Raw genomic sequence first — 24,232 nt, 5'->3', positions numbered from 1 at the left:
CGCTCGGCGATGAGGCACGAGCGCGTCGGCCGCCGCGCGGCAGTGCTCCGATCCGCGTCAGATCGCGAAGCCGAGCGCGCGCATCATGTCGCGTCCGTCGTCGGTGATCTTCTCGGGACCCCACGGCGGCATCCACACCCAGTTGATGCGGAAGCGATCGACGACGTTGTCCAGCGCCTGGGCCGTCTGGTCCTCGAGGACGTCGGTGAGCGGGCACCCGGCGCTGGTCAGCGTCATGTGGATGACGAGAGCGTCGTTCTCGTCATCCCAAGCGAGATCGTAGATGAGGCCGAGGTCGACGACGTTGATCCCGAGCTCGGGATCCATGACGTCCTTGAGCGCCTCGGTGACCTCGTCGTACTTCTCGTCCGTGAGGGTCGCTGTCATGGCTGTCAGCCTACGCCTCGACGGGAGCCGTGGGGTCGAGGAAGCGGTCGTAGCCCTCTTCCTCGAGACGGTCGGCGAGCTCGGGGCCGCCCTCCTCCACGATCTTGCCCGCGACGACCACGTGCACGAAGTCGGGGCGGATGTAGCGGAGGATGCGCGTGTAGTGCGTGATCAGCAGCACGCCGAGACCGGTGGCCTCCTTGGCGCGGTTGACGCCCTCGGAGACGATCTTCAGCGCGTCGACGTCGAGACCGGAGTCGGTCTCGTCGAGGACGGCGAACTTCGGCTTGAGCACCTCGAGCTGGAGGATCTCGTGGCGCTTCTTCTCGCCACCGGAGAAGCCCTCGTTGACGTTGCGCTGCGCGAACTTCGGGTCCATGCGCAGGTTCGACATCGCCTGCTTGACGTCCTTGGTCCAGCTGCGGATCGCGGGGGCCTCGCCGTCGAGCGCGGTCTTCGCCGTGCGCAGGAAGTTGGTCACCGTGACTCCGGGGATCTCTACCGGGTACTGCATGGCGAGGAACAGACCGGCGCGGGCGCGCTCATCCACGCTCATCTCCAGGACGTCCTGGCCGTCGAAGGTGATGGAGCCGGAGGTCACCGTGTACTTCGGGTGGCCGGCGATCGTGTACGCGAGGGTCGACTTGCCCGAGCCGTTGGGGCCCATGATGGCGTGAGTCTCACCCGTGTTCATCGTGAGGGTGATTCCATTGAGGATCGGGGTGGTCCCCGCCTCCGTCTCGACCGTCACGTGGAGGTCGCGGATTTCGAGAACAGACATTCAAACTTCCTTTGTCACAGTCGGATCGATGAGCACGTCGTCGCCGTCGATCTCGACGACGTAGACCGGGACGGGCTCGAAAGCGGGGAGATTCTGGGGCTTGCCGGTGAGCAGCGAGAACGCCGAGCCATGAGCCCAGCACTCGACGGTGTCGCCCTCGACGAAGCCCTCGGAGAGGGAGATGTCGCCGTGCGTGCAGGTGTCTCCGATGGCGTGGATCACGCCGTCGGAGTCCTTGATGACGGTGATCGGCACGCCGGCGGGGTCGACCCGCAGCGGCATGTCGGTCTCGAGGTCGGCGACGCCGCAGACGCGCTCGGCGCTCACGCGGTCACCGCCGCGAGCTCCGTCTCGATCGTCGCGAGCAGCTCGGTCTCGAGCGCCGGGATGCCGAGGCGCTGGACGATGTCGCTGAGGAAGCCGAGCACCACCAGACGCCGCGCCTCCTCCTCGGAGATGCCGCGGGCCTGCAGGTAGAACAGCTGCTCGTCGTCGAAACGTCCCGTCGCGCTGGCGTGGCCGGCGCCGAGGATGTCGCCCGTCTCGATCTCGAGGTTAGGGATCGAGTCGGCGCGCGCGCCCTCGGTGAGGACCAGGTTGCGGTTCGCCTCGTAGGAGTCGGTGCCGGTCGCGTTCGCGCCGATCAGCACGTCGCCGATCCACACGCTGTGCGCTCCCTCGCCCTGCAGCGCGCCCTTGTAGAGGACGTCGCCCTTGGTGTGGGCGCCCTTGTGATGCAGGTAGACCTGGCTCTCCAGGTGCTGACCGGCATCCGCGTAGGAGAGACCGTAGAGGTACCCCTCTGAGCCGTTGCCCGCGAGCTCGACGTTCGGGTTCACCCGGACGAGAGCGCCGCCGAAGCTGATCACGAAGTGCTTGAGGGTCGCGTCCGCGCCCACGCGGGCCTGGTGCGCCGACGTGTGGATCGCGTCGTCCTGCCACTGCTGCAGGCTCACGACGGTGAGCCTGGAGCCGTCACGGGCGATGATCTCGACGTTCTGCGAGTACTGCGCCGAGCCGGAGTGCGCGAGGACCACGGTCGCGGAGCTGTGCTCGAGCGCCTCGATCACGATGTGCGCATCGGCGCGGAGCCCGGCGCCGAGGCCGGTCACCTGCACGAGGATGGGCTCGGCGACCTCCTCCTCGCGCGGGATGCGGATGTGCAGAGCCTCGGTGGCGCCTTGCCAGGCGACGGCGGCCGTGATGTCCTCCGCGAGGAAGACCTCACCGCGCGGAGCGTCGCCCGCCGCGAGCGGAGCCGCGACGTACTCCTCACCCGCGGGGAAGGCGTAGCTGACGCCGTCGTTGGGCGCGGCGACCTCGAAGAGCGGCTTCAGCTGCGCGACCGGGGTGTGCTTCCAGTTGACCTCTCGGCCCGAAGGAGCGCCGAAGTCGGTCGGATCGAAGGAGTGCGGACGCTCTGAGCGGGTCTGCACCGGGACGAAACCGGCGTCGGCCACCTGGGCGGCCGGGTCGATGTGCGCGTTCGTGTGCTGCGCCTCTGCGGGCGCGGTCGTAGGGGCCGTCACTAGCCGACCGATCCTTCCATGCCCATCTCGATGAGCTTGTTCAGTTCCATCGCGTACTCCATGGGCAGCTCACGCGCGATCGGCTCGATGAAGCCGCGCACGATCATCGCCATCGCCTCGTCCTCGGGCATGCCGCGGGACTGCAGGTAGAAGAGCTGCTCCTCGCTGACCTTCGAGACCGTGGCCTCGTGACCCAGCTGGACGTCGTCGACGCGGATGTCGATCGCAGGGTAGGTGTCGCTGCGGGACTTCGTGTCGACGAGCAGGGCATCGCAGCGCACGGTGTTCGCGGAGTGGTGCGCGGCGGCATCCACCCGCACCTCGCCGCGGTAGCCGGCGCGACCGCCGCCACGGGCGATCGACTTCGAGACGATCGACGACTGCGTGTACGGCGCCATGTGGATCATCTTGGCGCCGGCGTCCTGGTGCTGGCCGGGGCCCGCGAAGGCGACCGAGAGGGTCTCGCCCTTGGCGTGCTCGCCCATCAGGTAGATCGACGGGTACTTCATCGTCACCTTGGAGCCGATGTTGCCGTCGACCCACTCCATGGTCGCGCCCTCGTGGGCGACGGCACGCTTGGTGACGAGGTTGTAGACGTTGTTCGACCAGTTCTGGATCGTCGTGTAGCGCACGCGGGCGTTCTTCTTCACGATGATCTCGACGACGGCCGAGTGCAGCGAGTCCGACTTGTAGATCGGAGCCGTGCAGCCCTCGATGTAGTGGACGTAGCTGTCCTCGTCGGCGATGATCAGGGTCCGCTCGAACTGGCCCATGTTCTCCGTGTTGATGCGGAAATAGGCCTGCAGCGGGATCTCCACGTGAACACCCTTGGGGACGTACACGAACGAGCCGCCGGACCAGACGGCCGTGTTCAGCGCCGCGAACTTGTTGTCGCCGGCGGGGATCACGGTGCCGAAGTACTCCTCGAAGAACTCGGGGTGCTCGCGCAGCGCGGTGTCGGTGTCCATGAAGATGACGCCCTGCTCCTCCAGGTCCTCGCGGATCTGGTGGTAGACGACCTCGGACTCGTACTGCGCGGCCACGCCGGCAACGAGTCGCTGGCGCTCGGCCTCGGGGATGCCGAGACGCTCGTAGGTCTCGCGGATCTCCGCGGGGAGCTCCTCCCACGACTGCGCCTGCTTCTCCGTGGAGCGCACGAAGTACTTGATGTTGTCGAAGTCGATGTCGCTGAGGTCGGCGCCCCAGGTCGGCATCGGCTTGCGTCCGAAGAGCTGATAGCCCTTGAGACGCGTCTTCAGCATCCATTCGGGTTCGTCCTTGAGGGCAGAGATGCCTCGGACCACCTCTTCGGAGATGCCGCGCTTCGCCACGGCTCCCGCGGCGTCGGCATCGTGCCAGCCGAACTCGTACACCCCCAGACCGTCAAGCTCCGGGCGGTCGATCAGCACATCCGACATCACACACTCTCCTTATTGGGCCTCAACGGTGTCATCCGCCCCGACACACCTGATCCCCGTCGAGTCTGCGGGAGCGGGTGCCGCTGGTGGGGCCCTCATCACCGGCGCTTCCATCGCGCCTAAACTGTCAGGGATGCATTCCGCGGTCACGCGGGCATCCCAACACCCCGATTCTACAGGTTCCCCCAGACGTGCGGGCCGTCATGTCCGCGTCACGGGGGTTCCGGAGGACCCATGCCCGACACCGCCACCGCCGACTCCCCCGCAACGAGGACCGGCTTTCTGTCCCGCGTCCATGATTGGCTGCCCTCCGAGATCGGCCGCCGACTGACCGTCGCGGCCTGGCTGTCGTTCCTCGCCGAGGTCATCATCATCGGCACCGGAGGGGCCGTCCGCCTCACCGGTTCGGGGCTCGGCTGCTCGCAGTGGCCGCTGTGCACGCCCGAGTCGCTCGTGCCGACGCCCGAGCAGGGCATCCACGGCATCATCGAGTTCGGCAACCGCACCATGACCGGAGTGGTCGGCCTCCTCGCACTCGCCGTGGTGTTCTTCGTCCTCCGCTTCCGCGCCCGGCGTCGCGACCTCTGGGTGCTCTCGATCGTTGTGCTCGGCGGCATCGTGATGCAGGCCGTCGTGGGCGGCATCACCGTGTGGACGGGCCTGAACCCGTTCATCGTCGGCTTCCACTACGTGTCGTCGCTGCTGCTGGTGTGCATCACCGCGGCGTTCCTCGTTCGTCTGTACGCGGTCCCCGGACCGCGCGAGAAGGCGGTGCCCGCCTGGTTCGCGATCCTCTCGCACGTGACCGGCCTCGCCCTCGCCGTCACGATCGTCTTCGGCGTGCTGACCACGGGTTCCGGCCCGCACTCCGGTGACGCCGAGGTGCTCCGTCACGGCTTCGACGCCACCGTCCTCGCGCACGTGCACTCGTGGCCGGGCTACATCCTCGCCGGACTCGTCGCGGTGCTGACGATCTCCGCCTGGGCGCTGCGCCTCGAACCCCGCAGATGGCTGCTCGTCCTCGTGGCGGCGATCCTCGTGCAGGTCGGGGTCGGCGTGTGGCAGGCCCGCGAAGGACTCCCGGAGATCCTCGTCGGCATCCACATGGTGCTCGCCGCCCTGTCGGCGGCGACCTACACCGTCGTGGTGCTCCACCTCAAGCGCCCCGCATCGCCGCGATCCTGATCCACCCAGCCGACACATAGACGGCACATCGGAGACGCAACAGAAGCTGCGTCAAGGTGGGCGGCATGAAAAAGTCACTCACGCACAGCATCGGCTTCTGGCTCCTCCTGCTCGTCTCCCTCGTCGCCGCGGCGGTCGGCGGATGGATCATCTCGGGCCAGCTGAGCACGATGACCTCGACGCTGCTCGACGGCACCGCCACCGGTGTCGAGGTCTACGTCGGGCAGTCGCTCATCGTGTTCGGCGCTGCGCTCGTCGGCGCCGGCGTGCTCGGGATCCTGATCGCGCTCGCGCTCGTCGCCGTGCAGTCGATCCTTCCGACGTCGCAGCCGGTCGCCGTCGAGGCCATCGACTGGACTGCTCAGAGCGCGCCCGCCGAGGACGTCGCGTCGGCAGAGCTCGAGGCCGTGGAGCCCGAGTCGGTCGTCGATCCCGAGACTGTCGCGGAGACCGCGTCAGAGGACTCCGCGACCGAGGATCAGAACGGGAGCAGCGGGTCGATCGCAACCGCGACGAAGATCAGCGTTAAGTAGGTGATCGAGGCGTGGAAGACCCTCATCGGACGCGCCTCGGTCCCCCGCACCGCACGGTTGTACAGGCGGTGCGACTCGTAGATGAACCAGCCGCCGAAGACGAGCGCGGAGACGGTGTAGACGAGCCCCATGTTCGCGATCGGCACGAGCAGCAGCGAGCAGGCGACGGTCGCCCAGGCGTAGAGGATGACCTGGAGTCCGACCTGCGACGCGTTGCGGGTGACGCCGAGCATGGGGACGTCGACGTCGTCGTAGTCGTCCTTGTACTTCATGGAGAGCGGCCAGTAGTGCGGCGGCGTCCAGAGGAAGATCAGGGCGAAGAGGATGAAGGCCGGCCAGTCCAGGGAGCCGGTCACGGCCGCCCAGCCGATCAGCACGGGGAAGCATCCGGCGATGCCGCCCCACACGATGTTCTGCTCCGTGCGGCGCTTGAGGATCATCGTGTAGATCACGACGTAGAAGAAGATGGCGGATGCCGAGAGCACCGCGGCCAGCCAGTTCGTCGTCACGTACAGCCACACCGTCGAGAGGACGGCGAGGGTCCATGAGAACACGAGCGCACCGCGCGGCGTGATCTCGCCGGTGACGAGCGGCCGGTTCTCGGTGCGGTGCATGTGCGCGTCGATGTCGCGATCGAGGTACATGTTGAACGCCGCTGCGGAGCCGGCGCTCATGGAGCCGCCGATCACCGTCGCGAGGACGAGCCACAGGTTCGGCAGGCCGCCCTGAGCGAGGAACATCACCGGGACGGTGGAGACCAGGAGGAGTTCGAGCACGCGCGGCTTCGTGAGGGCGACGTAGGCCTTCACCGTACGACCGACGGACTTCTTCGCAACGGTCTGATCAGACATCGTCGAGATCTCGATCGCCTCCTCCGGGCACGCGTGGGCAGCCCTTTCAGTCTAGGGCACGGGGCGAGAGCCGCCGTCCGCCCGTCCGCGCACCAGCAGGGGAATTCCTCTCCCCTGAATGCGTTGTAGTCCGATGTAACGCGGTAACACGCACCGCTATGCTGAAAACACTCGCGCGCCCGGCGCTCAAGCATCCCCTTCCGTATCGTTGCGGACCGCGACAGTGCATACCGGGCGCTCTCGAACTGTTGAGAAGGGCTTCACCGTGTCGGAATTGCAGTGGGAAGAGATCGATCGGCGCGCGGTGGACACCGCTCGGCTGCTGGCGGCGGATGCCGTGGAGAAGGTCGGCAACGGCCACCCCGGCACCGCGATGAGCCTGGCGCCGGCCGCCTACCTGCTGTACCAGCGGGTACTGCGTCATGATCCCGCCGACACCGACTGGCTCGGCCGCGACCGCTTCATCCTCTCCGCTGGCCACTCCTCCCTCACGCAGTACGTCGAGCTCTACCTCGGCGGCTTCGGACTGGAGCTCGACGACCTCAAGGCTCTGCGCACGTGGGGCTCGCTGACCCCCGGCCACCCCGAGTACGGCCACACCAAGGGTGTGGAGATCACCACCGGCCCGCTCGGCCAGGGTCTCGCCTCCGCGGTCGGGTTCGCCTACGCCTCGCGCTACGAGCGCGGCCTCTTCGACCCCGAGGCCGCTGCGGGCACCAGCCCCTTCGACCACTTCATCTACGTGATCGCCGGCGACGGCGACCTGCAGGAGGGCGTCACCAGCGAGGCCTCGTCGCTCGCGGGCCACCAGCAGCTCGGCAACCTCATCGCGATCTACGACTCCAACCAGATCTCCATCGAGGACGACACGAACGTCGCCTTCACCGAGGACGTCGCGAAGCGCTACGAGTCCTACGGCTGGCAGGTCCAGGTCGTCGACTGGAAGAAGACCGGCCAGTACGTCGAGGACGTCGCCGAGCTCTACGCCGCGATCGAGGCGGCCAAGGGCGAGACCGACAAGCCGTCGCTCATCATCCTCAAGACGATCATCGGCTGGCCGTCGCCCGGAAAGCAGAACTCCGGCAAGATCCACGGCTCCGCCCTCGGCGCGGACGAGCTCGCCGCGACCAAGAAGGTCCTCGGCTTCGACCCTGAGGAGCACTTCGCGGTCGCCGACGACGTCATCGCTCACACCCGCGGCCTCGCGGCACGCTCCGCAGAGGTCCGCGCGGCCTGGCAGGAGTCGTTCGACGCCTGGGCGGCGGCGAACCCCGAGCGCAAGACCCTGCTCGACCGCCTGGAGGCCAAGGAGCTTCCGGCCGGCATCGACGCGGCCCTCCCCGTGTTCGAGGCGGGCAAGGACGTGTCGACCCGTGCCGCATCCGGCCAGGTCATCAACGCCCTCGCCGCCGAGCTCCCCGAGCTCTGGGGCGGTTCGGCCGACCTCGCCGAGTCGAACCTCACCACGATCAAGGACGCCAAGTCCTTCATCCCCGCCGAGTGGTCCACCCACGAGTGGTCGGGCAGCCCCTACGGCCGCGTGCTGCACTTCGGCATCCGCGAGCACGCGATGGGTGCGATCGTCAACGGCATCAAGCTGCACGGTCCGACCCGTCCGTTCGGCGGCACGTTCCTGATCTTCAGCGACTACATGCGCCCGCCGGTGCGTCTGGCCGCACTCATGGACGTGCCCAGCATCTTCGTGTGGACGCACGACTCCGTCGCCCTCGGAGAGGACGGCCCGACACACCAGCCGATCGAGCAGATCGCCACGCTGCGCGCCATCCCGAACTTCACGCTCGTGCGTCCGGCCGACGCCAACGAGACCGCGGCGTCCTGGCTGGAGATCCTCCGCCGCCAGGGAGGCCCGACCGGCATCGCCCTGACCCGTCAGAACATCCCCGTGTTCGCGCGCGGCGAGGGCGCGGCATCCGGCGACACCTTCGCCTCCGCGTCGAACGTCTCGAAGGGCGCGTACGTGCTGGCCGAGGCGCCGAACGGCACCCCCGACGTGATCATCATCGCCACCGGTTCCGAGGTCCAGCTGGCCGTCGACGCGCGTGCGGCGCTCGCTGCCGAGGGCGTGAACGTCCGTGTCGTCTCCGCGCCCTCTCTGGAGTGGTTCGCCGAGCAGGACGAGGCGTACCGTGAGAGCGTGCTCCCGAAGAGCATCACCGCCCGGGTCTCGGTCGAGGCCGGTTCCGTGCTCAGCTGGCGCGGGATCGTCGGCGACCGCGGCCGCTCGGTCGGCATCGACCACTTCGGCGCCTCCGCCGACTACAAGACCCTGTTCGAGAAGTTCGGGATCACCACCGAAGCCGTCATCCAGGCGGCACGCGAGACCATCAAGGAGAACGCATGAGCACCCCCACCTCAGACCTCGCAGCCGCCGGTGTCAGCATCTGGCTCGACGACCTGTCCCGCACCCGCATCTCCTCCGGCAACCTCGCCGAGCTGATCGCCTCGCGCAACGTCACGGGCGTCACCACCAACCCGACGATCTTCGCGAACGCCATCACGAACCCCGACGACACGTCGTACGACGCGCAGGTCGCCGAGCTCGCGGCATCCGGCGCGACCGCGGAGGAGGCCGTGTTCGCGGCCACCACGCAGGACGTGGCCGCCGCGCTCGACGTGTTCCGCCCCGTGTGGGAGGCCACCGGCCACGTCGACGGACGCGTGTCGATCGAGGTCTCCCCCGACCTCGCGCACGACACGGACGGCACGGTCACCCAGGCCACGCAGCTGTGGGCCACGGTCGACCGCCCGAACCTGCTCGTGAAGATCCCCGCGACCAAGGCCGGCCTTCCCGCGATCGCGCAGGCGATCGGCGCGGGCATCAGCGTCAACGTCACGCTGATCTTCAGCCTCGAGCGCTACGCCGAGGTCATCGAGGCGTACCTGACCGGTCTCGAGACCGCGAAGGCGGCGGGCATCGACCTCTCGACCATCGAGTCGGTCGCGTCCTTCTTCGTGTCGCGGGTCGACACCGAGACCGACAAGCGCCTCGCCGCCATCGGCTCGGACGCCGCGGACGCCCTCAAGAACAAGGCCGGCCTCGCCAACGCGCGCCTCGCCTACGAGCTCTACGAGAAGACCTTCGCCGGTGAGCGCGCGCAGGCGCTGATCGCCGCGGGCGCGAACCCGCAGCGCCCGCTGTGGGCGTCGACCGGGGTCAAGGACCCGAACCTGCCCGACACCCTCTACGTCACGGAGCTCGTCGCCGCGGGCGTCGTCAACACGATGCCCGAGAAGACGCTCGAGGCGACGTTCGACCACGGCGTCGTCACCGGCGACACGATCACGGGCGGCTACGAGGAGGCCCGCGCGGTCTTCGCGGGGCTCGCCGACCTCGGCATCGACTTCGCCGACGTCACCCAGGTGCTCGAGGACGAGGGCGTCGCGAAGTTCATCGACTCCTGGCACGACCTGCTCAGCCAGGTGAGCGAAGGGCTCGAGGCGCAGCGATGACCTTCGCGCTGCACGCCTCGGGCGCGGCGAAGGCCGCGATCGAGGAGAGCGTCCCCGGACTGGTGCACGACCTCGTCGCGTCGCGCATCACCGGGGGCGACGCGACCCTCTGGGGCCCGGATGCCGAGTCCGAGGCCGCCGTGCGGCTCGGATGGGTCGAGGCCGTGTCGATCTCGCGTCCCCTCGTGGGTGAGATCGTGGCGCTGCGCGACGAGCTCGCCGCGAAGGGCGTCACGCGCGTCGTCCTCGCGGGCATGGGCGGATCCTCCCTCGCCCCCGAGGTCATCTCGCAGACGGCGGGCGTTCCGCTCACGATCCTCGACTCGACCTCGCCGGCGCAGGTGCTCGCCGCTCTCGACGACGGACTCGAGAGCACCGTCCTCGTCGTGTCGTCGAAGTCCGGCTCCACCGTGGAGACCGACTCTCAGCGCCGCACGTTCGAGACGGCGTTCCGCGACCTCGGCGTCGATCCCGTCGAGCGCATCATCGTGGTCACCGACCCCGGTTCGCCTCTCGACGCCTCGGCCCGCGACGCCGGCTATCGCGTCTTCAACGCCGATCCGAACGTGGGTGGACGCTACTCGGCGCTCACCGCGTTCGGTCTCGTCCCCTCGGGTCTCGCCGGCGTCGACATCGACGAGCTGCTCGACGAGGCCGAGGCCTCGCTGCTGGAGGTCGCGGTCGACTCCGCCGAGAACCCGGCTCTCCGCCTCGCAGCGGCGATCGCGGCCACCAGCCCGCGCCGTGACAAGCTCGGGCTCATCACCGACGGCACGCACATCAACGGCCTGCCCGACTGGATCGAGCAGCTCATCGCGGAGTCCACGGGCAAGGACGGCACCGGCATCCTCCCCGTCGTCCTGCTGCCCGTGTCCCCGGAGCTCGACGCGAACCCCGCCGACCTGCAGATCGTGCGCCTGGTCGATGACGCGAACGAGTTCCACCTCCGCGAGAAGCACCAGGGCGAGATCCTCGTCTCCGGCACGCTCGGCGCGCAGTTCATCGTCTGGGAGTATGCGACGGCCATCGCCGGATACCTGCTCGGCATCAACCCGTTCGACCAGCCCGACGTCGAGTCCGCCAAGATCGCTGCCCGCGGTCTGCTGGACGCCCGCCCGGAGGCCACGGCTCCGGCGTTCGTCGAGAACAGCGTCGAGGTCCGCGTGTCCGACCCCGAGCTCGCCGCCTCCGGCACGATCGAGGGCGTCCTCGACGCCCTGTGGGCCCGACTGGGCGACGACGGCTACGTCTCGATCCAGGCCTATGTGAACCGACTCGACGTCCCGCAGCTGCAGGGCCTCCGCGAGCTCGTCGCCGCCGACTCCGGTCGACCGACGACCTTCGGCTGGGGACCCCGCTTCCTGCACTCCACCGGTCAGTACCACAAGGGCGGTCCGGCGCAGGGCGTGTTCCTCCAGCTCCTGGAGCGCACCGACGTCGACCTCGAGATCCCCGGTCGGCCGTTCACGTTCGGTCAGCTCATCGAGGCGCAGGCCGCGGGTGACGCCGCGGTGCTCGCGGAGCACGGCCGTCCGGTCGTCACGCTGACGATCACCGACTCGTCGGCAGACGTGCTCACCCTTTTCGAAGCAGCACAGAAGTAAGCAGCCAGGAGAATCCCCCACCGATGTCTGTTCCCATCTCGCGCGGGCACAACCCGCTGCGCGACCCCGATGATCGCCGTCTCAACAGGATCGCCGGGCCCAGCGCCCTGGTGATCTTCGGCGTGACCGGCGATCTGTCGCGCAAGAAGCTCATGCCCGCGGTCTACGACCTCGCCAACCGGGGCCTGCTCCCGCCGGGCTTCGCGCTCGTCGGATTCGCCCGAAGGGACTGGGAGGATCAGGACTTCGCGCAGGTCGTGTACGACGCGGTCAAGCAGCACGCGCGAACCCCCTTCCGCGAGGAGACGTGGACGCAGCTGCTCCAGGGCATCCGCTTCGTGTCCGGCGAGTTCGACAACCCCGAGTCGTTCCGCAAGCTCCGTGAGACGGTGGATCAGCTCGACGTGGAACGGGGCACGATGGGCAACCACGCGTTCTACCTGTCGATCCCGCCGAAGTCGTTCGCGGTCGTCGCGCAGCAGCTCAAGGACTCGGGCCTCGTCGGAGACGACGAGGGAGAGGACCGCTGGCGCCGGGTCGTGATCGAGAAGCCTTTCGGGCACGACCTCGAGTCCGCTCGCGAGCTGAACAAGGCCCTCGAGGTGGCGTTCTCCGCGGACTCGATCTTCCGCATCGACCACTACCTCGGCAAGGAGACGGTCCAGAACATCCTGGCGCTGCGCTTCGCCAACGAGCTGTACGAGCCGATCTGGAACCGCAACTACGTCGACCACGTGCAGATCACGATGGCCGAGGACATCGGCGTCGGCGGCCGCGCCGGCTACTACGACGGCGTCGGCGCAGCCCGTGACGTCATCCAGAACCACCTGCTGCAGCTTCTCGCCCTCACCGCGATGGAAGAGCCGATCAGCCTGTCCGCGGAGCACCTGCGTGCCGAGAAGGAGAAGGTCCTCGCGGCGGTGCACGTCCCGGACGACCTCGCCCTGGCGACCGCACGCGGGCAGTACGCCGGGGGGTGGCAGGGCGGCGAGAAGGTCACCGGCTTCCTCGACGAGGAGGGGATGAACCCCGAGTCGGCGACGGAGACCTACGCGGCCATCAAGCTGGAGATCGACACCCGCCGCTGGTCGGGGGTGCCGTTCTACCTGCGCACCGGCAAGCGGCTCGGCCGACGGGTGACCGAGGTCGCGGTCGTCTTCAAGCGCGCACCGGAGCACCTGTTCGGGCGCAGCAACACGTCGGAGCTCGGTCAGAACGCTCTCGTGATCCGCGTTCAGCCCGATGAGGGCGTGACCATCCGGTTCGGCTCGAAGGTGCCGGGCAACGGCACGAACGTCCGCGACGTGACGATGGACTTCGGCTACGGGCACGCCTTCACCGAGGCGAGCCCCGAGGCCTACGAGCGCCTGATCCTCGACGTCCTGCTGGGCGATCCGCCGCTGTTCCCGCGGCACGAGGAGGTCGAGCTCTCATGGAAGATCCTCGACCCGGTCGAGGAGTACTGGGCTGCCGAGGGCGGCCCCGTCGAGCAGTATGCACCCGGATCGTGGGGCCCGGCATCCGCTGATGCCCTGTTGGCCCGCGACGGACGAGTCTGGAGACGCCCGTGATCATCGACCTTCCCGACACGACCGTCAGCCAGGTCGCGAAGAACCTCGTCAAGGCCCGTGAGGAGGGCGGCGTCGTCGCTCTCGGCCGCGTGCTCACCCTGGTCATCTCGGCGCGGAACGGCGTCGCAGAGGCCGCCATCGACGCGGCCAACGACGCATCACGCGAGCACCCGATGCGCGTCATCGTGCTCACCACCGGTGGTGGCGAGTCGCGACTCGACGCCCAGATCCGCGTCGGCGGAGACGCCGGAGCCAGCGAGGTCGTCGTGCTGCGCGCCTACGGCGATGCGGCGAGCAACGAGGAGAGCCTCATCACCGGCCTCCTCCTCCCCGACGCCCCGGTGGTGGCCTGGTGGCCGGAAGAGGCGCCCGTCTCCCCCGCGACCTCGCCGCTCGGCAGGATCGCCCAGCGCCGCATCACGGATGCCGCGACCTCCCCCGACGTGCGCGACCGACTCGCCCTGCTCGGCGAGACGCACGCCCCCGGAGACACGGATCTGGCCTGGACCCGGCTCACGCACTGGCGCGAGCAGCTCGCCGCGGTGCTCGATCAGCCTCCGTACCTCGGGGTGACGGACGTCGAGGTGCGCGGCGCCGTCGCTTCGCCCTCGACCGCGCTGCTCGCGGCCTGGCTGCAGATGGCGCTCGACGTGCCGGTGCGCTGGTCGTACGAGGACCCTGAGCACTGGCAGGAGGGCATCAAGTCGGTGCGGCTCACCCGTGCAGACGGTGACATCCTGCTGGAGCGTCCGACCCCGGGCATCGCCGTGCTCACGCAGCCCGAGCAGCCCGACCACGACCTCCACCTGCCGCGCCGCACGCTCAGGGAGTGCCTCGCCGAGGAGCTGCGTCGCCTCGACCCCGATGTCCTGTACGGTCGAGTCATCACCGAGGGCTGGGAGAAGCTGGGTCCGCCCGAGACAGGAGAATGATGTCGATGCAGACAGCGTCCGCAGAGAAGCGGGTCGTCGTCGAACCCACCCCCGCCGCCGTCGCGGCGCGGGTGGCCGACCGGTTCATCGCTCGGTTGCGAGCACGCACGCGCAACGGCCGGATCGCCCACATCGCCCTCACGGGCGGTTCGATGGGCGGTGCGGTGCTGCGCGCGACGGCGGAGAATCCGCGGTCGGCCGACATCGACTGGTCTCTCGTCCACTTCTGGTGGGGCGACGAACGCTTCGTGCCCCGTGCTCACGCCGACCGCAACGCCGTGCAGTCCCGAGCGGCTCTCCTGGACAGCATCCCGGTCCCCGTCGAGAACGTCCACGAGATCGCAGCATCCGACAGCGGCCTCACCCTCGACGAGGCGGCCACCGCGTACGCGGCGGAGCTCGCGCGGTTCGGAACCGATGAGAATCCGTGGCCGTCGTTCGCGGTGTGCTTCCTGGGCGTCGGACCCGACGGCCACATCGCCTCGCTCTTCCCGGACCGCCCGGAGGTCACGGTGACGGATGCCGCAGCCCTGCCCGTGCGCGACTCCCCCAAGCCTCCGCCGGAGCGCGTCACGCTCACCCGACCGGTGCTGAACTCCTCCAAGCGCGTCTGGCTCGTGCTCACGGGCGCCGACAAGGCCTCCGCGCTCGGTCTGGCCCTCGCGGGCGCCAGCTACACCAGCGTGCCCGCAGCGGGTGCCAAGGGGCGCAAGCGGACGATCTTCTTCGTCGACGAGGCTGCTGCCTCCGAGGTCTCCCCCGACCTCATCGACCCCGCGTACTGATCGGACGCGAACCCGGACCTCGACGGTCGTGACGGTCGTGGAGCCCGAGTGCGCGGAGAGCTCCTACTTCTGCTCGTCCGCTCCTGTGGCGCCTTCGCTCCCCCGCGGGATGCCGAGTTCCTGACTCTCGCTGAGAACCTGCGGGTGGTACCGGGCGAGACCGACCACGCCCCACACCGCGATGGCGCCGGCGACCCCGAAGATCACGAGCACCCAGCCGGGCGCCGCCGCCGCTTCGCCGAGCACGAGCATTCCGATGAGCACCGCGATCAGCGGGTCGACCACCGTGAGACCGGCGATGACGAGGTCGGGCGGACCGGAGCTGTACGCGGTCTGCACGAAGTACGCGCCGACGGCGGATGCCGCGATCAGGGCGATCACGCACACGAGGGTGATCCACTCGAAGTTGCCGGCCTCGATGCGATTGATGACCGCTTTGGCGAGGGTTGCCACGAAGCCGTAGAGGATGCCGGCGCCGATGACGTAGAAAAGAGCCCGCATGCGGTGACGCAGCACGAGCCAGCAGGCGCCGAGCACGATGATCACGACGAGCAGGATCGCCAGGATCGTGAAGAGCTCGATGTCGCTGATGGGTTTCTCCGCCGCGAAGATCGCGGCGAAGGAGACGAAGAGGAAGATGCCGCCGACGCAGCAGACGATCGCGGTGATGGACTGCCTCGTCGGCGTGTGTCCGGAGACCCTGGCGTTGAGCAGGGTCGTGATCACGAGGGCGATCGCGCCGAGCGGCTGCACCACGATCAGCGGCGCCTGGGAGAGCGCGGCGAGCTGGCACACGATGGCCAGTCCGAGCATGAGCGTGCCGATGATCCAGGACGGACGCGTCAGCAGTCTTCTGATCTGGTCGAGACTCAGCCCGGTCGCGCCGTCCGCGCCGCTGAGCTGCTCGACCTTCTCCACCCCACGGTGCTGATACTGCGCGCCGAGGGACATGAAGACGGCGCCCGCGAGGGCGAGCGGGATGCCCAGGAGGAGTCGCGGATTCTGGAAGACGCCGACGAGCTGGTCGCCGACATCCGCCCCACTCATCCATACGGAGATGCTCACCCTACGACCCTACCCGGCGATGTGCGCCCAGTATGGTTATGGCGTGGCTGTACTTCCGATTCGCATCATGGGCGATCCCGTCCTGCACTCTCCCGCTTCCGCCGTCGAGGCGATCACCGACGAGATCCGCACGCTCGTCGCCGACATGTTCGAGACGATGGACACCGCGCCCGGCGTGGGACTCGCCGCCCCTCAGGTCGGCGTGCCGCTGCGCATCTACACCTACGCCTACGTCGACGACGACGATCAGCCGTGGCGTGGCGTCATCATCAACCCCGAGCTGTGGATGACCCCGCTCGAACCCGGCGACCCCGACCCCGATCTGGAGTCGGAGGGCTGCCTCTCCTTCCCCGGCGAGCGGTTCCCGTTGCGCCGCTCCGAGCGGGTGCAGGTGACCGGGACGGACCTCGACGGCGCTCCCGTCGCGATCGCCGTCGACGGCTGGCGCGCGCGCATCATGCAGCACGAGTTCGACCACCTCGACGGCATCCTCTACGTGGATCGCCTGTCGGACGGAGACTGGAAGACCGCGCAGAAGATCGCCCGCAAACGCGGATGGGGTCGCCCCGGCGCCAGCTGGATGCCGGGCGTCGACGATCTCGAGGGCTGAGACTCTCAGCCTGATCAAAGGGGTTTTCGAGTTGCATCACAGACTCCGGGACGGATAGCGTTTCCTGAGGCGGGACTCTTCTGTGCCCGCTCACCACAGTCCTGGAGGGGAACAAACATGAAACTGCGCACGCGACACGCGCTGGCTCTCGTCGGATCGGCGGCGGCGCTCTCGTTCGCACTGACCGGCTGCAGCGCACTGAACAGCATCCTGGGGAGCGGCAAGGCCGACGCAGACCGCGACGACAAGACCGGTCAGGTCACCGAGAGCTCCAACATCGGCATCTTCGCGCTGAAGGTCGGCGACTGCATGCTCTCTGCGCCCAGCGGGCTCCTTGAGGATGTCGACGTGGTTCCCTGCACCGAACCGCATGACGAAGAGGTCTACCACGAGTTCAAGATGGAGGACGGCGAGTACTCCGCAGAGGCCATCGACGACGCTTCGGTCAAGAACTGCACCGGAGACGCCTTCACCAGCTTCGTCGGCGTGGCGTGGGATGCAACGACTCTCGATGTCTATCCCATCACCCCGACTCAGCAGACCTGGGACCAGATGAACGATCGGGTCGTGCAGTGTGTGATCTCCGATCCTGCGGGTCAGATCAGCGTCTCCCTCAAGGGCGCCGCTCGCTGACGCACGACAGAACACACGGAAGGGGGCTCGATATCCATCGAGTCCCCTTCTGCATGTGAGGCTTGTTCACGGCGACCGTCCCGGACTCGAAGTCCATGATGGGTGCGGACACCGCGCGGTTGATACGTCCGCTCAGCCTCCGTGTTGTGCCCAGCGGGGAAGAGAAGCTCTTGTCCGCCCGCCGGTCACGGCCGCAGGAACAGCCGCCACCAGTGCGTGTCGACGATGATCGAACCGAGCTTCGTCCCGATGCAGAGGCTCGCGAAGATCGCCAGCGCCGCGGCGACGGGGTCGATGTCGAACGAGGTGATCGCCACGAGTCCGACGGTTCCCGGCACGAGCAGGAGGAACGCCGGCTGGAAGGTGATCGTCGCGGGGATCGCGAACGAGGAGCGCTCGACCAGCCTGGCGATCACGAAGAGCACCGCTGCCGTGGCACCGGTCGCCACCGTGCTCCCCCAGAACGGCGCCAACCCGATGAGAAGCGCGTACGCGACCCCCATCGCGGCGATGCTGACCGCGGTGAGCCGGTACCCGGCGCCGAACGCGAGACTGATGCCGATCGCGACGGCCGCGACGCCGATCCAACTGAAGATGGTCGAGGGCAGGGACGCCCAGGCCGGGTCGGCGCTGATGATCCCCGCGACATCGGCGAGCAGGAAGGCCGAGTCCTGATCGATCTCGAGACCGATCCAGGCGCTGCCCGCCGCGACTCCCGCCGCCATGAATCCGAGTTGCACGACGCCGTAGACGAGACGCGACGCGCCCGTGACGACGTCGGCCGAGGTGAGTTCGAGCAGGGCGTTCGTGATCATGGCCCCCGGTACGAGGATCGCGATCGGCGCGCAGACGGCGAAGAGGGGCACGGTCGTATAGCCCAGCATCGACGCCGATTCGCTGACGAGCACGGTCGACAGCAACGCGATGACGAACGGCACGATCGCCGCAGCCGGACGGATGCGGCGCAGCAGGACGGCGACAGCGCCCATGAGCGCCGCGACGAGCGTCGACACGACGACCGCCCACCAGGGGCAGCGGAACAGCACCGCGAGTCCGCCGGCGAGGAGCGCATTGCCGACGACCCAACGCAGCAGCGGCTTGCGCATCCAGGCTGCGCGGATGCGGTCCTGCTCGGCCCCGAGCGCCCGCTCCAGCGAGATCTCACCGTCACGGAGACGGTGCATCATCCGGCTCACCATCGCGGACTGCCTCGTCGACAGGGACGATGCCAAGGACATGCGGAGGATCGATCCCTCCGACCCCTCCGCGGGCGACACGAACACCGCTTCGGGGAGCACAGCGAAGGCGAGCTCCTGCTCCGGGGCCCGACGCGCACGGATCTCCTCCAGCGCGTCGCGAGTGTCGGTGGCGGAGAATCCCGCCTCGAGCAGCAGCGCGCCGAGTTGCGCGAACTGCGTGGATCGAGTCATCCGCTCCGGCTTTCATCGGCTGTGGTGAAAAGGAGAACCCCTGGCCTTCATGCGAAGGCCAGGGGTCTTGGCTCCCCGGCTTGGACTCGAACCAAGAACCTGCCGGTTAACAGCCGGCTGCTCTGCCAATTGAGCTACCGAGGAATGTGCTCCGCTGAGCGGGCAACTCGACAAGCTTAGCAAAGACTTCGGCGTGCTCGTGACACGGACGACGACTCGGGCGTGTCGCATCCAGCGCCGTTCAGGACTGCGAATCCGCCTCGGCGTTGGGCGCCCAGAGCAGGTCCTTTCCGACTCCCCTGGCGACGACATGGCCGCTGCGCAGCATCAGGGTCTCGGCGTTCAGCTCGCGGATGAAGTCGGCGTCGTTCGTCACCAGCAGCGCACCCATGCCCTGTTCCTTGCGACGACGGGTGATGGCGTCGAAGACCACGGGGCGCACCTCGAGATCGAGGTTGGCGAGGATCTCGTCCGCGATCAGCACCCTCGGCTCGAGCACGAAGGAGCGTGCGATCGCGACCCGCTGCCGCATACCGGCGCTCAGCTCGTAGGGGAACTTCGCGGCCGTGCCGAGCGGCAGGTGCATCTCGTCGAGCAGGGTGGCCACGCGGATCGAGAGCGCCTTGGTGTTCACGCGCTTCTCGCGGATCAGGATCGGCTCGGCGATCACCTCCTGCACGGTGAGCCGCGGCGGCAGGTCGGCACCGGCTCCCTGCGGCACGAAACCCGTGCGGTAGGTGAGAATCCGGTGCTTGCGTCCTGGACGGCGCACATCCACTCCGCAGACGTGGGCGCTTCCGCCGACCACGCGGACGGACGGATCGGTGGATCCTGCGAGGGCGAGCACGAGCGAGGACTTGCCGGAGCCGGTGGGGCCCGCGACGCAGATCAGCTCACCGGGGGCGAGCGAGAAGGTCACCCCGTCGACAGCCCTGGTCGGCGCACCGTGGCCGGCCCGGTCGATCACCAGGTCCGAGCAGTCGATCGCGGTGGTGGAGTCGGGCCTTCGGGACATGCCTCCATCCTGCCCTGCGCCGAGGGGCGCCCCCTGTTACGACTCGGTGAACCGCTGACGCTCCACGTCGATGTCGCGAAGCCTCATGCGCAGGGCGCGCCCTCCATCGGAGTCGGCGGGGACGCGCTGCACGGCCCCCAGGAGTTCCTGCTTCTCGTGCTCGAGGCTGCGGAGGATGAGCCGACGCGCGAGATCGGTCGCCGACGCCACGGCCCCGGCCTCGTCGCGAGCGGGGAACGGCGTCATGAGCAGCTCCCCCGCGAGAGACCGGTAGGGCTCGCGCACCGCGTTGACCGCGTCGGTCACCCAGCCCGCGCGCGTGCGGTCGGGTGCGGATGCCACGGCCTCCCGCACGGCATCGAGTCCCGGGGTGCGGAACGGCGCGATGAGCGCGCGGGACAGCAACGCCTGATCGATCTGATGTCCGTACTGGAGCACGCCCATCATCGCGTCGCGCTCCACGGCGACGTCGGCGGTGCGAGGAAGGCTCGCGAGCGTCACCGGAACGATCCCCGGGGCCCCCGTTGCGGGATCGATGGGCACCGGCTCCGGTCGCGACGGCGCGGAGTGCGAGCCGCCGCGTGCTGCCCGCTCGACCTCGTTGTGCACCTCGGTCGGATCCATGCCGAGGCGTCGGGCGAGCACGCGCTCATATCCGGGGCGCAGCAGCCGATCCCTGATCTCTGCGACGATCGGCGCAGCGGCCCTGAGCGCGCCCACCCTCCCCTCGACCGTACCGAGATCGAAGCCTGCGAGCTTACGGTCGAGAGCGAACTCGAACATCGGCACCTTGGCGTCCATGAGGGTGCGGACGGCCGCATCCCCCCTCTGCAGACGCAGATCGCAGGGGTCGAGCCCGTCGGGCGCGACCGCCACGAAGGTCTGCGCGTTGAAGCGGTCGTCTTCGGTGAAGGCCCGAAGCGCCGCCTTCTGCCCCGCCTCGTCGCCGTCGAAGGTGAAGACCACCTCGCCCGAGGCGTTGTCGTCTCCCATGACCCGTCGCAGCACCTTGATGTGATCGGTGCCGAACGCCGTGCCGCAGGTGGCGATCGCGGTCGTGAGGCCGGCGAGATGGCAGGCCATCACATCCGTGTACCCCTCGACGACCACCACCCGCCGGGGGTCGCCGCGCGCGATGTCCTTCTTGGCGAGATCGAGACCGTACAGCACCTGCGCCTTCTTGTAGATCGGCGTCTCCGGGGTGTTGAGGTACTTCGGCCCCTGGTCGTCGTCGAACAGCTTGCGCGCTCCGAAGCCGATCGTCTGCCCTGAGACGTCGCGGATCGGCCACACGAGGCGCCCGCGGAAGCGGTCGTACACGCCGCGCTGGCCCGTCGAGACGAGCCCAGCGGTGCTGAGCTCCTCCCGGGTGAACCCCTGCGCGGTGAGCGCCTTCAGCATGCCGTCCCAGCCGCGCGGGGCGAAGCCGACGCCGAAGTGCGCGGCAGCCCCCGCATCGAACCCCCGCTCGCCGAGGAAACGACGTCCGGCCTCGGCATCGGGAGACAGCAGCTGCGAGCGGAAGAACTCTGCGGCGGCGGTGTTCGCCGCGTACAGCCGCGCCCGACCGCTCGTCTCGGGAGCGGCGCCCCCGTCTTCGTAGTGCAGCGTGTAGCCGATGCGGCCGGCGAGCCTCTCGACGGCCTCCGTGAAGCTGACGTGATCCATCTCGCGCAGGAACGAGTAGACGTCTCCCGACTCGCCGCATCCGAAGCAGTGGTAGTAGCCGACCTGGGGCCGGACATGGAAGCTCGGGCTCTTCTCGTCGTGGAAGGGGCACAGCCCCTTGAGCGATCCGACACCCGCCGACTTCAGCGCGACGCGCTCGCCGACGATGTCGGCGATGTTCGTGCGCGCCTTCACCTCGTCGACGTCGGCCTGGCGGATGCGGGGCATCAGCGCACCTCGGCGGATGCGGGATGCCGGTCGGCCGATGCCGCGCGACGCGCACCCGGCCGGGCGTTCCGCGGATTCCAGATGCCCACCTCTGCGGGATCGATCTCGCCGACGAGGCGGTTGTGCCAGTCGATCGCGCTCTGATCCGTGAGGCTGGCGATCTGGTCGACGATGACGCGAGCGCGCTCGGCATCCGTCGTCGCATCGAGGAAGTCCGCGGCGAACGCGGGCTCGAGCACGTCCTCCCCCGCCGACCACAGCGCATCGGTCGACCACAGAGCGTCTGCGAGGCGCTTCAGCACCCGACGCTGCTCCTTGTAGACGCCCTTGCGCGCATCGATCGTGACGATGGCCTGACCCATGATGCCCTTGAGCACGGCGATCTCGGTCTCGACCACTCGCGGCACCACGACATGCGCGTTGTAGCGCACCAGGACGGGACCGGCGTAGGCCTCCCTGGTGGCCGACACGGAGGCGCGCGCGAACCGCCCGATGAAGTCGCTGGTCAGGTTCTTGAGGCGCGCCAGATCCTGACGGGAGCGGTCGAACGACGTCAGCCACATCGGCTGGCTCGCCAGACGGTAGAGGCCGTCTGCGAGCTCGTCCCTGGTGAAGTCGTAGCCGACCCACTGCTGGATGCGGTCGATGAGCGCCTCGTGCTCGCGCGGGTCCGACAGCTGCGCGACGTCGACGTACCCGTTGACGATCGCATCCTCGAAGTCGTGCACCGAGTAGCCGATGTCGTCGGAGAGGTCCATGATCTCGGCCTCGATGCAGCGAAGGCGCCCCGGTGCGCCCTCGCGCATCCAGCGGAACACGGCCTCGTCCTCGGGGTAGACGCCGAACTTCAGCCGCCCGCCCGGATCGGGGACCGGACTGTCGACCGTCCACGGGTACTTGCAGGTCGCGTCGAGGCTCGCCCTGGTGAGGTTGAGCCCGACGGAGCGATCGTGATCGTCGAGGACCTTCGCCTCGAGGCGAGTCAGGATGCGGAGCGACTGCGCGTTGCCCTCGAACCCGCCGATGTTCTCCGCCCAGTCGTTCAGGGCCCGCTCCCCGTTGTGGCCGAAGGGCGGGTGGCCGAGGTCGTGGCTCAGGCAGGCGGTGTCGACGACGTCGGCGGACACCCCGAGCGCCGTGGCGAGCTCGCGTCCGACCTGGGCCACCTCGAGGGAGTGCGTCAGACGGTTCCGGGCGAAGTCGGCGGTGCTCGCCGGACTCAGAACCTGCGTCTTCGCCGCGAGACGGCGCAGCGCGGCGGAGTGCAGCACACGAGCCCTGTCTCGGGCGAAGTCATCGCGCTCCGATCGGTGGGTCTCCGCGAAGAAGCGCTCCGCGTCGCGTGCGTCGTAGCCCGAGATCCGCTGGTCAGCCGCCACTGTTCTCGATCTCCGCTCCTCGCATCATCTCCGACGTCGACTCGGCGATCTCGCGCGACTCGAGCCACTTGTCGGGCAGGGCCGTGCGCTTCGGCCGACCCGCCCGGCCGCGCTGGCCCTCGGCGTCCGCTCCAGGGTAGGGGGCGTCGCGATCGAGCTGTCCGAGCAGGTCGTCGATGTTCTGCAGGCTCGACGCCATCGCGAGGCCGGTGCGGATGTCTCCGCCGACCGGGTACCCCTTGAAGTACCAGGCGACGTGCTTGCGGACATCACGGCATCCGTGGTCCTCGTCGTCGAAGAACTCCACGAGCAGCTCCGCGTGACGCCGGAAGGCGTCGGCGACGAAGCCGAGCGTCGCATCGACGGGCTGCGTCTCGGCGCCGAAGGCCGCAGCGAGCTCGCCGAAGAGCCACGGGCGTCCGAGGCAGCCGCGCCCGACCACGACGCCGTCGCAGTCGGTCTGCGCCATCATCCGCACCGCATCGTCGGCCGACCAGATGTCGCCGTTGCCGAGCACGGGGATGCTGGTCACCGCCTGCTTGAGCTCGCCGATCGCGTTCCAGTCGGCGTTGCCGGAGTAGTACTCCCCCGCGGTCCTGGCGTGCAGGGCGACGGCTGCCGCTCCCGCGTCCTCGGCGGCGCGCCCCGCCTCGATGAAGGTGAGGTGGTCGTGGTCGATGCCCTTGCGCATCTTCACGGTGAGCGGGATGTCGCCCGCCGCCTTCACGGCCTGGGTGACGATGTCGGCGAACAGACGGTTCTTCCACGGCAGCGCGGCGCCGCCGCCGCGGCGGGTCACCTTGGGCACGGGGCAGCCGAAGTTCAGGTCGATGTGATCGGCGTGGTCCTCGGCGACGATGATGCGCACGGCGTCGGCGATGGTCTTCGGGTCGACGCCGTAGAGCTGGATCGACCGCGGGGTCTCCGACTCGTGATGGCGGATCAGTCTCATCGTGCTCTCGTTGCGCTCGACGAGAGCGCGCGACGTGATCATCTCGCTCACGTACAGACCGGCGCCGTACTCGCGGCAGAGCCTGCGGAAGGCGGTGTTCGTGATGCCCGCCATGGGCGCGAGCACGACGGGCACGTCGAGGTCGATCGGTCCGATGCGGAGCGGGCGGGCGGGGGCGGTGGCGACAGTCATGACCTTTCTATTC

The 24,232-nt window shown here is 68.7% G+C and carries 22 protein-coding genes and 1 tRNA gene; 10 read left to right on the top strand and 13 right to left on the bottom strand.

Features of this window, described 5'->3' with window-relative positions:
- Positions 1–57: 57 nt before the first annotated feature.
- Genes MRBLWH10_RS06095 through sufB form a run of 5 tightly spaced genes read right to left on the bottom strand, consistent with a single transcriptional unit; the run spans position 58 to position 4,115 of the window.
- Positions 58–387, bottom strand: coding sequence for a metal-sulfur cluster assembly factor (locus tag MRBLWH10_RS06095; RefSeq protein ID WP_105672990.1), 330 nt, complete (start codon positions 385–387; stop codon positions 58–60).
- A gap of 10 nt (positions 388–397) precedes the next feature.
- Positions 398–1,168, bottom strand: coding sequence for a Fe-S cluster assembly ATPase SufC (gene sufC, locus MRBLWH10_RS06090; RefSeq protein ID WP_105672989.1), 771 nt, complete (start codon positions 1,166–1,168; stop codon positions 398–400).
- Positions 1,169–1,495, bottom strand: a complete 327-nt coding sequence (locus MRBLWH10_RS06085) for a non-heme iron oxygenase ferredoxin subunit (protein ID WP_105672988.1) — start codon at positions 1,493–1,495, stop codon at positions 1,169–1,171. It lies immediately after the preceding gene.
- The gene (sufD, locus tag MRBLWH10_RS06080; protein ID WP_341942006.1) at positions 1,492–2,697 is read right to left on the bottom strand and encodes a Fe-S cluster assembly protein SufD; all 1,206 of its coding nucleotides are present in this window, start codon (positions 2,695–2,697) and stop codon (positions 1,492–1,494) included. The genes MRBLWH10_RS06085 and sufD overlap by 4 nt, the downstream gene beginning before the upstream one ends.
- Positions 2,697–4,115, bottom strand: a complete 1,419-nt coding sequence (gene sufB, locus MRBLWH10_RS06075; RefSeq protein ID WP_105672986.1) for a Fe-S cluster assembly protein SufB — start codon at positions 4,113–4,115, stop codon at positions 2,697–2,699. Before sufB ends, sufD begins: the two co-directional genes overlap by 1 nt.
- Before the next feature lie 234 nt (positions 4,116–4,349).
- On the opposite strand from sufB, the gene MRBLWH10_RS06070 reads away from it, so the two are divergent.
- Together MRBLWH10_RS06070 and MRBLWH10_RS06065 are read left to right on the top strand one after the other, a co-directional pair.
- Positions 4,350–5,300 (top strand): COX15/CtaA family protein, encoded by a 951-nt coding sequence (locus MRBLWH10_RS06070; protein WP_341942005.1) that lies wholly within the window; start codon positions 4,350–4,352, stop codon positions 5,298–5,300.
- 65 nt (positions 5,301–5,365) lie between these two features.
- A complete protein-coding gene (locus MRBLWH10_RS06065; RefSeq protein WP_341942004.1) occupies positions 5,366–5,833 on the top strand; it encodes a hypothetical protein in 468 nt (155 codons plus the stop codon).
- Here MRBLWH10_RS06065 and MRBLWH10_RS06060 read toward each other — a convergent pair.
- Entirely contained in the window at positions 5,779–6,684 is a 906-nt protein-coding gene (locus tag MRBLWH10_RS06060) for a heme o synthase (RefSeq protein ID WP_341942003.1), read from the bottom strand. The two genes, MRBLWH10_RS06065 and MRBLWH10_RS06060, sit on opposite strands and share 55 nt — an antisense overlap.
- Before the next feature lie 265 nt (positions 6,685–6,949).
- Here MRBLWH10_RS06060 and tkt point away from each other — a divergent pair, with 265 nt between their 5' ends.
- Genes tkt through pgl form a run of 6 tightly spaced genes read left to right on the top strand, consistent with a single transcriptional unit; the run spans position 6,950 to position 15,047 of the window.
- Positions 6,950–9,046 (top strand): transketolase, encoded by a 2,097-nt coding sequence (gene tkt / locus MRBLWH10_RS06055; RefSeq protein WP_105672982.1) that lies wholly within the window; start codon positions 6,950–6,952, stop codon positions 9,044–9,046.
- Entirely contained in the window at positions 9,043–10,155 is a 1,113-nt protein-coding gene (gene tal / locus MRBLWH10_RS06050) for a transaldolase (RefSeq protein WP_341942002.1), read from the top strand. The genes tkt and tal overlap by 4 nt, the downstream gene beginning before the upstream one ends.
- Complete coding sequence (locus tag MRBLWH10_RS06045) at positions 10,152–11,759, top strand: glucose-6-phosphate isomerase (protein WP_341942001.1); 1,608 nt, start codon at positions 10,152–10,154, stop codon at positions 11,757–11,759. The genes tal and MRBLWH10_RS06045 overlap by 4 nt, the downstream gene beginning before the upstream one ends.
- 23 nt (positions 11,760–11,782) lie before the next feature.
- Positions 11,783–13,330 (top strand): glucose-6-phosphate dehydrogenase, encoded by a 1,548-nt coding sequence (gene zwf / locus MRBLWH10_RS06040; RefSeq protein WP_105672979.1) that lies wholly within the window; start codon positions 11,783–11,785, stop codon positions 13,328–13,330.
- Positions 13,327–14,262: a glucose-6-phosphate dehydrogenase assembly protein OpcA gene (locus MRBLWH10_RS06035; RefSeq protein ID WP_341942000.1), complete on the top strand. Its 936-nt coding sequence runs from the start codon at positions 13,327–13,329 to the stop codon at positions 14,260–14,262. Before zwf ends, MRBLWH10_RS06035 begins: the two co-directional genes overlap by 4 nt.
- Positions 14,259–15,047: a 6-phosphogluconolactonase gene (gene pgl / locus MRBLWH10_RS06030; protein WP_341941999.1), complete on the top strand. Its 789-nt coding sequence runs from the start codon at positions 14,259–14,261 to the stop codon at positions 15,045–15,047. Before MRBLWH10_RS06035 ends, pgl begins: the two co-directional genes overlap by 4 nt.
- A 63-nt stretch (positions 15,048–15,110) precedes the next feature.
- Here pgl and MRBLWH10_RS06025 read toward each other — a convergent pair whose 3' ends face one another.
- Positions 15,111–16,094, bottom strand: a complete 984-nt coding sequence (locus MRBLWH10_RS06025) for a DMT family transporter (RefSeq protein WP_341942570.1) — start codon at positions 16,092–16,094, stop codon at positions 15,111–15,113.
- A gap of 61 nt (positions 16,095–16,155) precedes the next feature.
- On the opposite strand from MRBLWH10_RS06025, the gene def reads away from it, so the two are divergent.
- Both def and MRBLWH10_RS06015 read left to right on the top strand, forming a co-directional pair.
- The gene (gene def, locus MRBLWH10_RS06020) at positions 16,156–16,722 is read left to right on the top strand and encodes a peptide deformylase (RefSeq protein ID WP_341941998.1); all 567 of its coding nucleotides are present in this window, start codon (positions 16,156–16,158) and stop codon (positions 16,720–16,722) included.
- A gap of 117 nt (positions 16,723–16,839) precedes the next feature.
- Positions 16,840–17,355, top strand: coding sequence for a septum formation family protein (locus MRBLWH10_RS06015; RefSeq protein ID WP_341941996.1), 516 nt, complete (start codon positions 16,840–16,842; stop codon positions 17,353–17,355).
- 185 nt (positions 17,356–17,540) lie between these two features.
- Here the strand turns inward: MRBLWH10_RS06015 and MRBLWH10_RS06010 are convergent, their stop codons facing one another.
- The 6 genes from MRBLWH10_RS06010 to dusB form a co-directional block, all read right to left on the bottom strand.
- On the bottom strand, positions 17,541–18,785 hold the full coding sequence (locus MRBLWH10_RS06010; protein WP_341941995.1) for a threonine/serine exporter family protein: 1,245 nt from the start codon (positions 18,783–18,785) through the stop codon (positions 17,541–17,543).
- Between the two features lie 68 nt (positions 18,786–18,853).
- Positions 18,854–18,929 (bottom strand) — tRNA-Asn (locus MRBLWH10_RS06005).
- A gap of 97 nt (positions 18,930–19,026) precedes the next feature.
- A complete protein-coding gene (locus MRBLWH10_RS06000; RefSeq protein WP_105672973.1) occupies positions 19,027–19,800 on the bottom strand; it encodes an ATP-binding cassette domain-containing protein in 774 nt (257 codons plus the stop codon).
- Between the two features lie 36 nt (positions 19,801–19,836).
- Entirely contained in the window at positions 19,837–21,696 is a 1,860-nt protein-coding gene (dnaG, locus tag MRBLWH10_RS05995) for a DNA primase (protein WP_341941994.1), read from the bottom strand.
- Positions 21,696–23,075 carry a deoxyguanosinetriphosphate triphosphohydrolase gene (locus tag MRBLWH10_RS05990; protein WP_341941993.1) on the bottom strand — a complete coding sequence of 460 codons (1,380 nt, stop codon included), beginning with the start codon at positions 23,073–23,075 and terminating at the stop codon, positions 21,696–21,698. Before MRBLWH10_RS05990 ends, dnaG begins: the two co-directional genes overlap by 1 nt.
- On the bottom strand, positions 23,065–24,219 hold the full coding sequence (gene dusB / locus MRBLWH10_RS05985; RefSeq protein WP_105672970.1) for a tRNA dihydrouridine synthase DusB: 1,155 nt from the start codon (positions 24,217–24,219) through the stop codon (positions 23,065–23,067). The genes MRBLWH10_RS05990 and dusB overlap by 11 nt, the downstream gene beginning before the upstream one ends.
- Positions 24,220–24,232: the final 13 nt, after the last annotated feature.

This window comes from Microbacterium sp. LWH10-1.2 (genome assembly GCF_038397765.1).
Classification (GTDB): domain Bacteria; phylum Actinomycetota; class Actinomycetes; order Actinomycetales; family Microbacteriaceae; genus Microbacterium; species Microbacterium natoriense.
The sequence above is the reverse complement of the archived record's forward strand: the minus strand, read 5'-3'. Positions and strand labels throughout refer to the sequence as shown.

What these genes read in the sequence shown, in the direction of transcription:
- MRBLWH10_RS06095 (WP_105672990.1), bottom strand. Translation starts at nt 387, where the DNA reads ATGACAGCGACCCTCACGGACGAGAAGTACGACGAGGTCACCGAGGCG.
- sufC (WP_105672989.1), bottom strand. Translation starts at nt 1,168, where the DNA reads ATGTCTGTTCTCGAAATCCGCGACCTCCACGTGACGGTCGAGACGGAG.
- sufB (WP_105672986.1), bottom strand. Translation starts at nt 4,115, where the DNA reads ATGTCGGATGTGCTGATCGACCGCCCGGAGCTTGACGGTCTGGGGGTG.
- MRBLWH10_RS06070 (WP_341942005.1), top strand. Translation starts at nt 4,350, where the DNA reads ATGCCCGACACCGCCACCGCCGACTCCCCCGCAACGAGGACCGGCTTT.
- MRBLWH10_RS06065 (WP_341942004.1), top strand. Translation starts at nt 5,366, where the DNA reads ATGAAAAAGTCACTCACGCACAGCATCGGCTTCTGGCTCCTCCTGCTC.
- MRBLWH10_RS06060 (WP_341942003.1), bottom strand. Translation starts at nt 6,684, where the DNA reads ATGTCTGATCAGACCGTTGCGAAGAAGTCCGTCGGTCGTACGGTGAAG.
- tal (WP_341942002.1), top strand. Translation starts at nt 9,043, where the DNA reads ATGAGCACCCCCACCTCAGACCTCGCAGCCGCCGGTGTCAGCATCTGG.
- MRBLWH10_RS06045 (WP_341942001.1), top strand. Translation starts at nt 10,152, where the DNA reads ATGACCTTCGCGCTGCACGCCTCGGGCGCGGCGAAGGCCGCGATCGAG.
- zwf (WP_105672979.1), top strand. Translation starts at nt 11,783, where the DNA reads ATGTCTGTTCCCATCTCGCGCGGGCACAACCCGCTGCGCGACCCCGAT.
- pgl (WP_341941999.1), top strand. Translation starts at nt 14,259, where the DNA reads ATGATGTCGATGCAGACAGCGTCCGCAGAGAAGCGGGTCGTCGTCGAA.
- MRBLWH10_RS06025 (WP_341942570.1), bottom strand. Translation starts at nt 16,094, where the DNA reads ATGAGTGGGGCGGATGTCGGCGACCAGCTCGTCGGCGTCTTCCAGAAT.
- MRBLWH10_RS06015 (WP_341941996.1), top strand. Translation starts at nt 16,840, where the DNA reads ATGAAACTGCGCACGCGACACGCGCTGGCTCTCGTCGGATCGGCGGCG.
- MRBLWH10_RS06010 (WP_341941995.1), bottom strand. Translation starts at nt 18,785, where the DNA reads ATGACTCGATCCACGCAGTTCGCGCAACTCGGCGCGCTGCTGCTCGAG.
- MRBLWH10_RS06000 (WP_105672973.1), bottom strand. Translation starts at nt 19,800, where the DNA reads ATGTCCCGAAGGCCCGACTCCACCACCGCGATCGACTGCTCGGACCTG.
- dnaG (WP_341941994.1), bottom strand. Translation starts at nt 21,696, where the DNA reads ATGCCCCGCATCCGCCAGGCCGACGTCGACGAGGTGAAGGCGCGCACG.
- dusB (WP_105672970.1), bottom strand. Translation starts at nt 24,219, where the DNA reads ATGACTGTCGCCACCGCCCCCGCCCGCCCGCTCCGCATCGGACCGATC.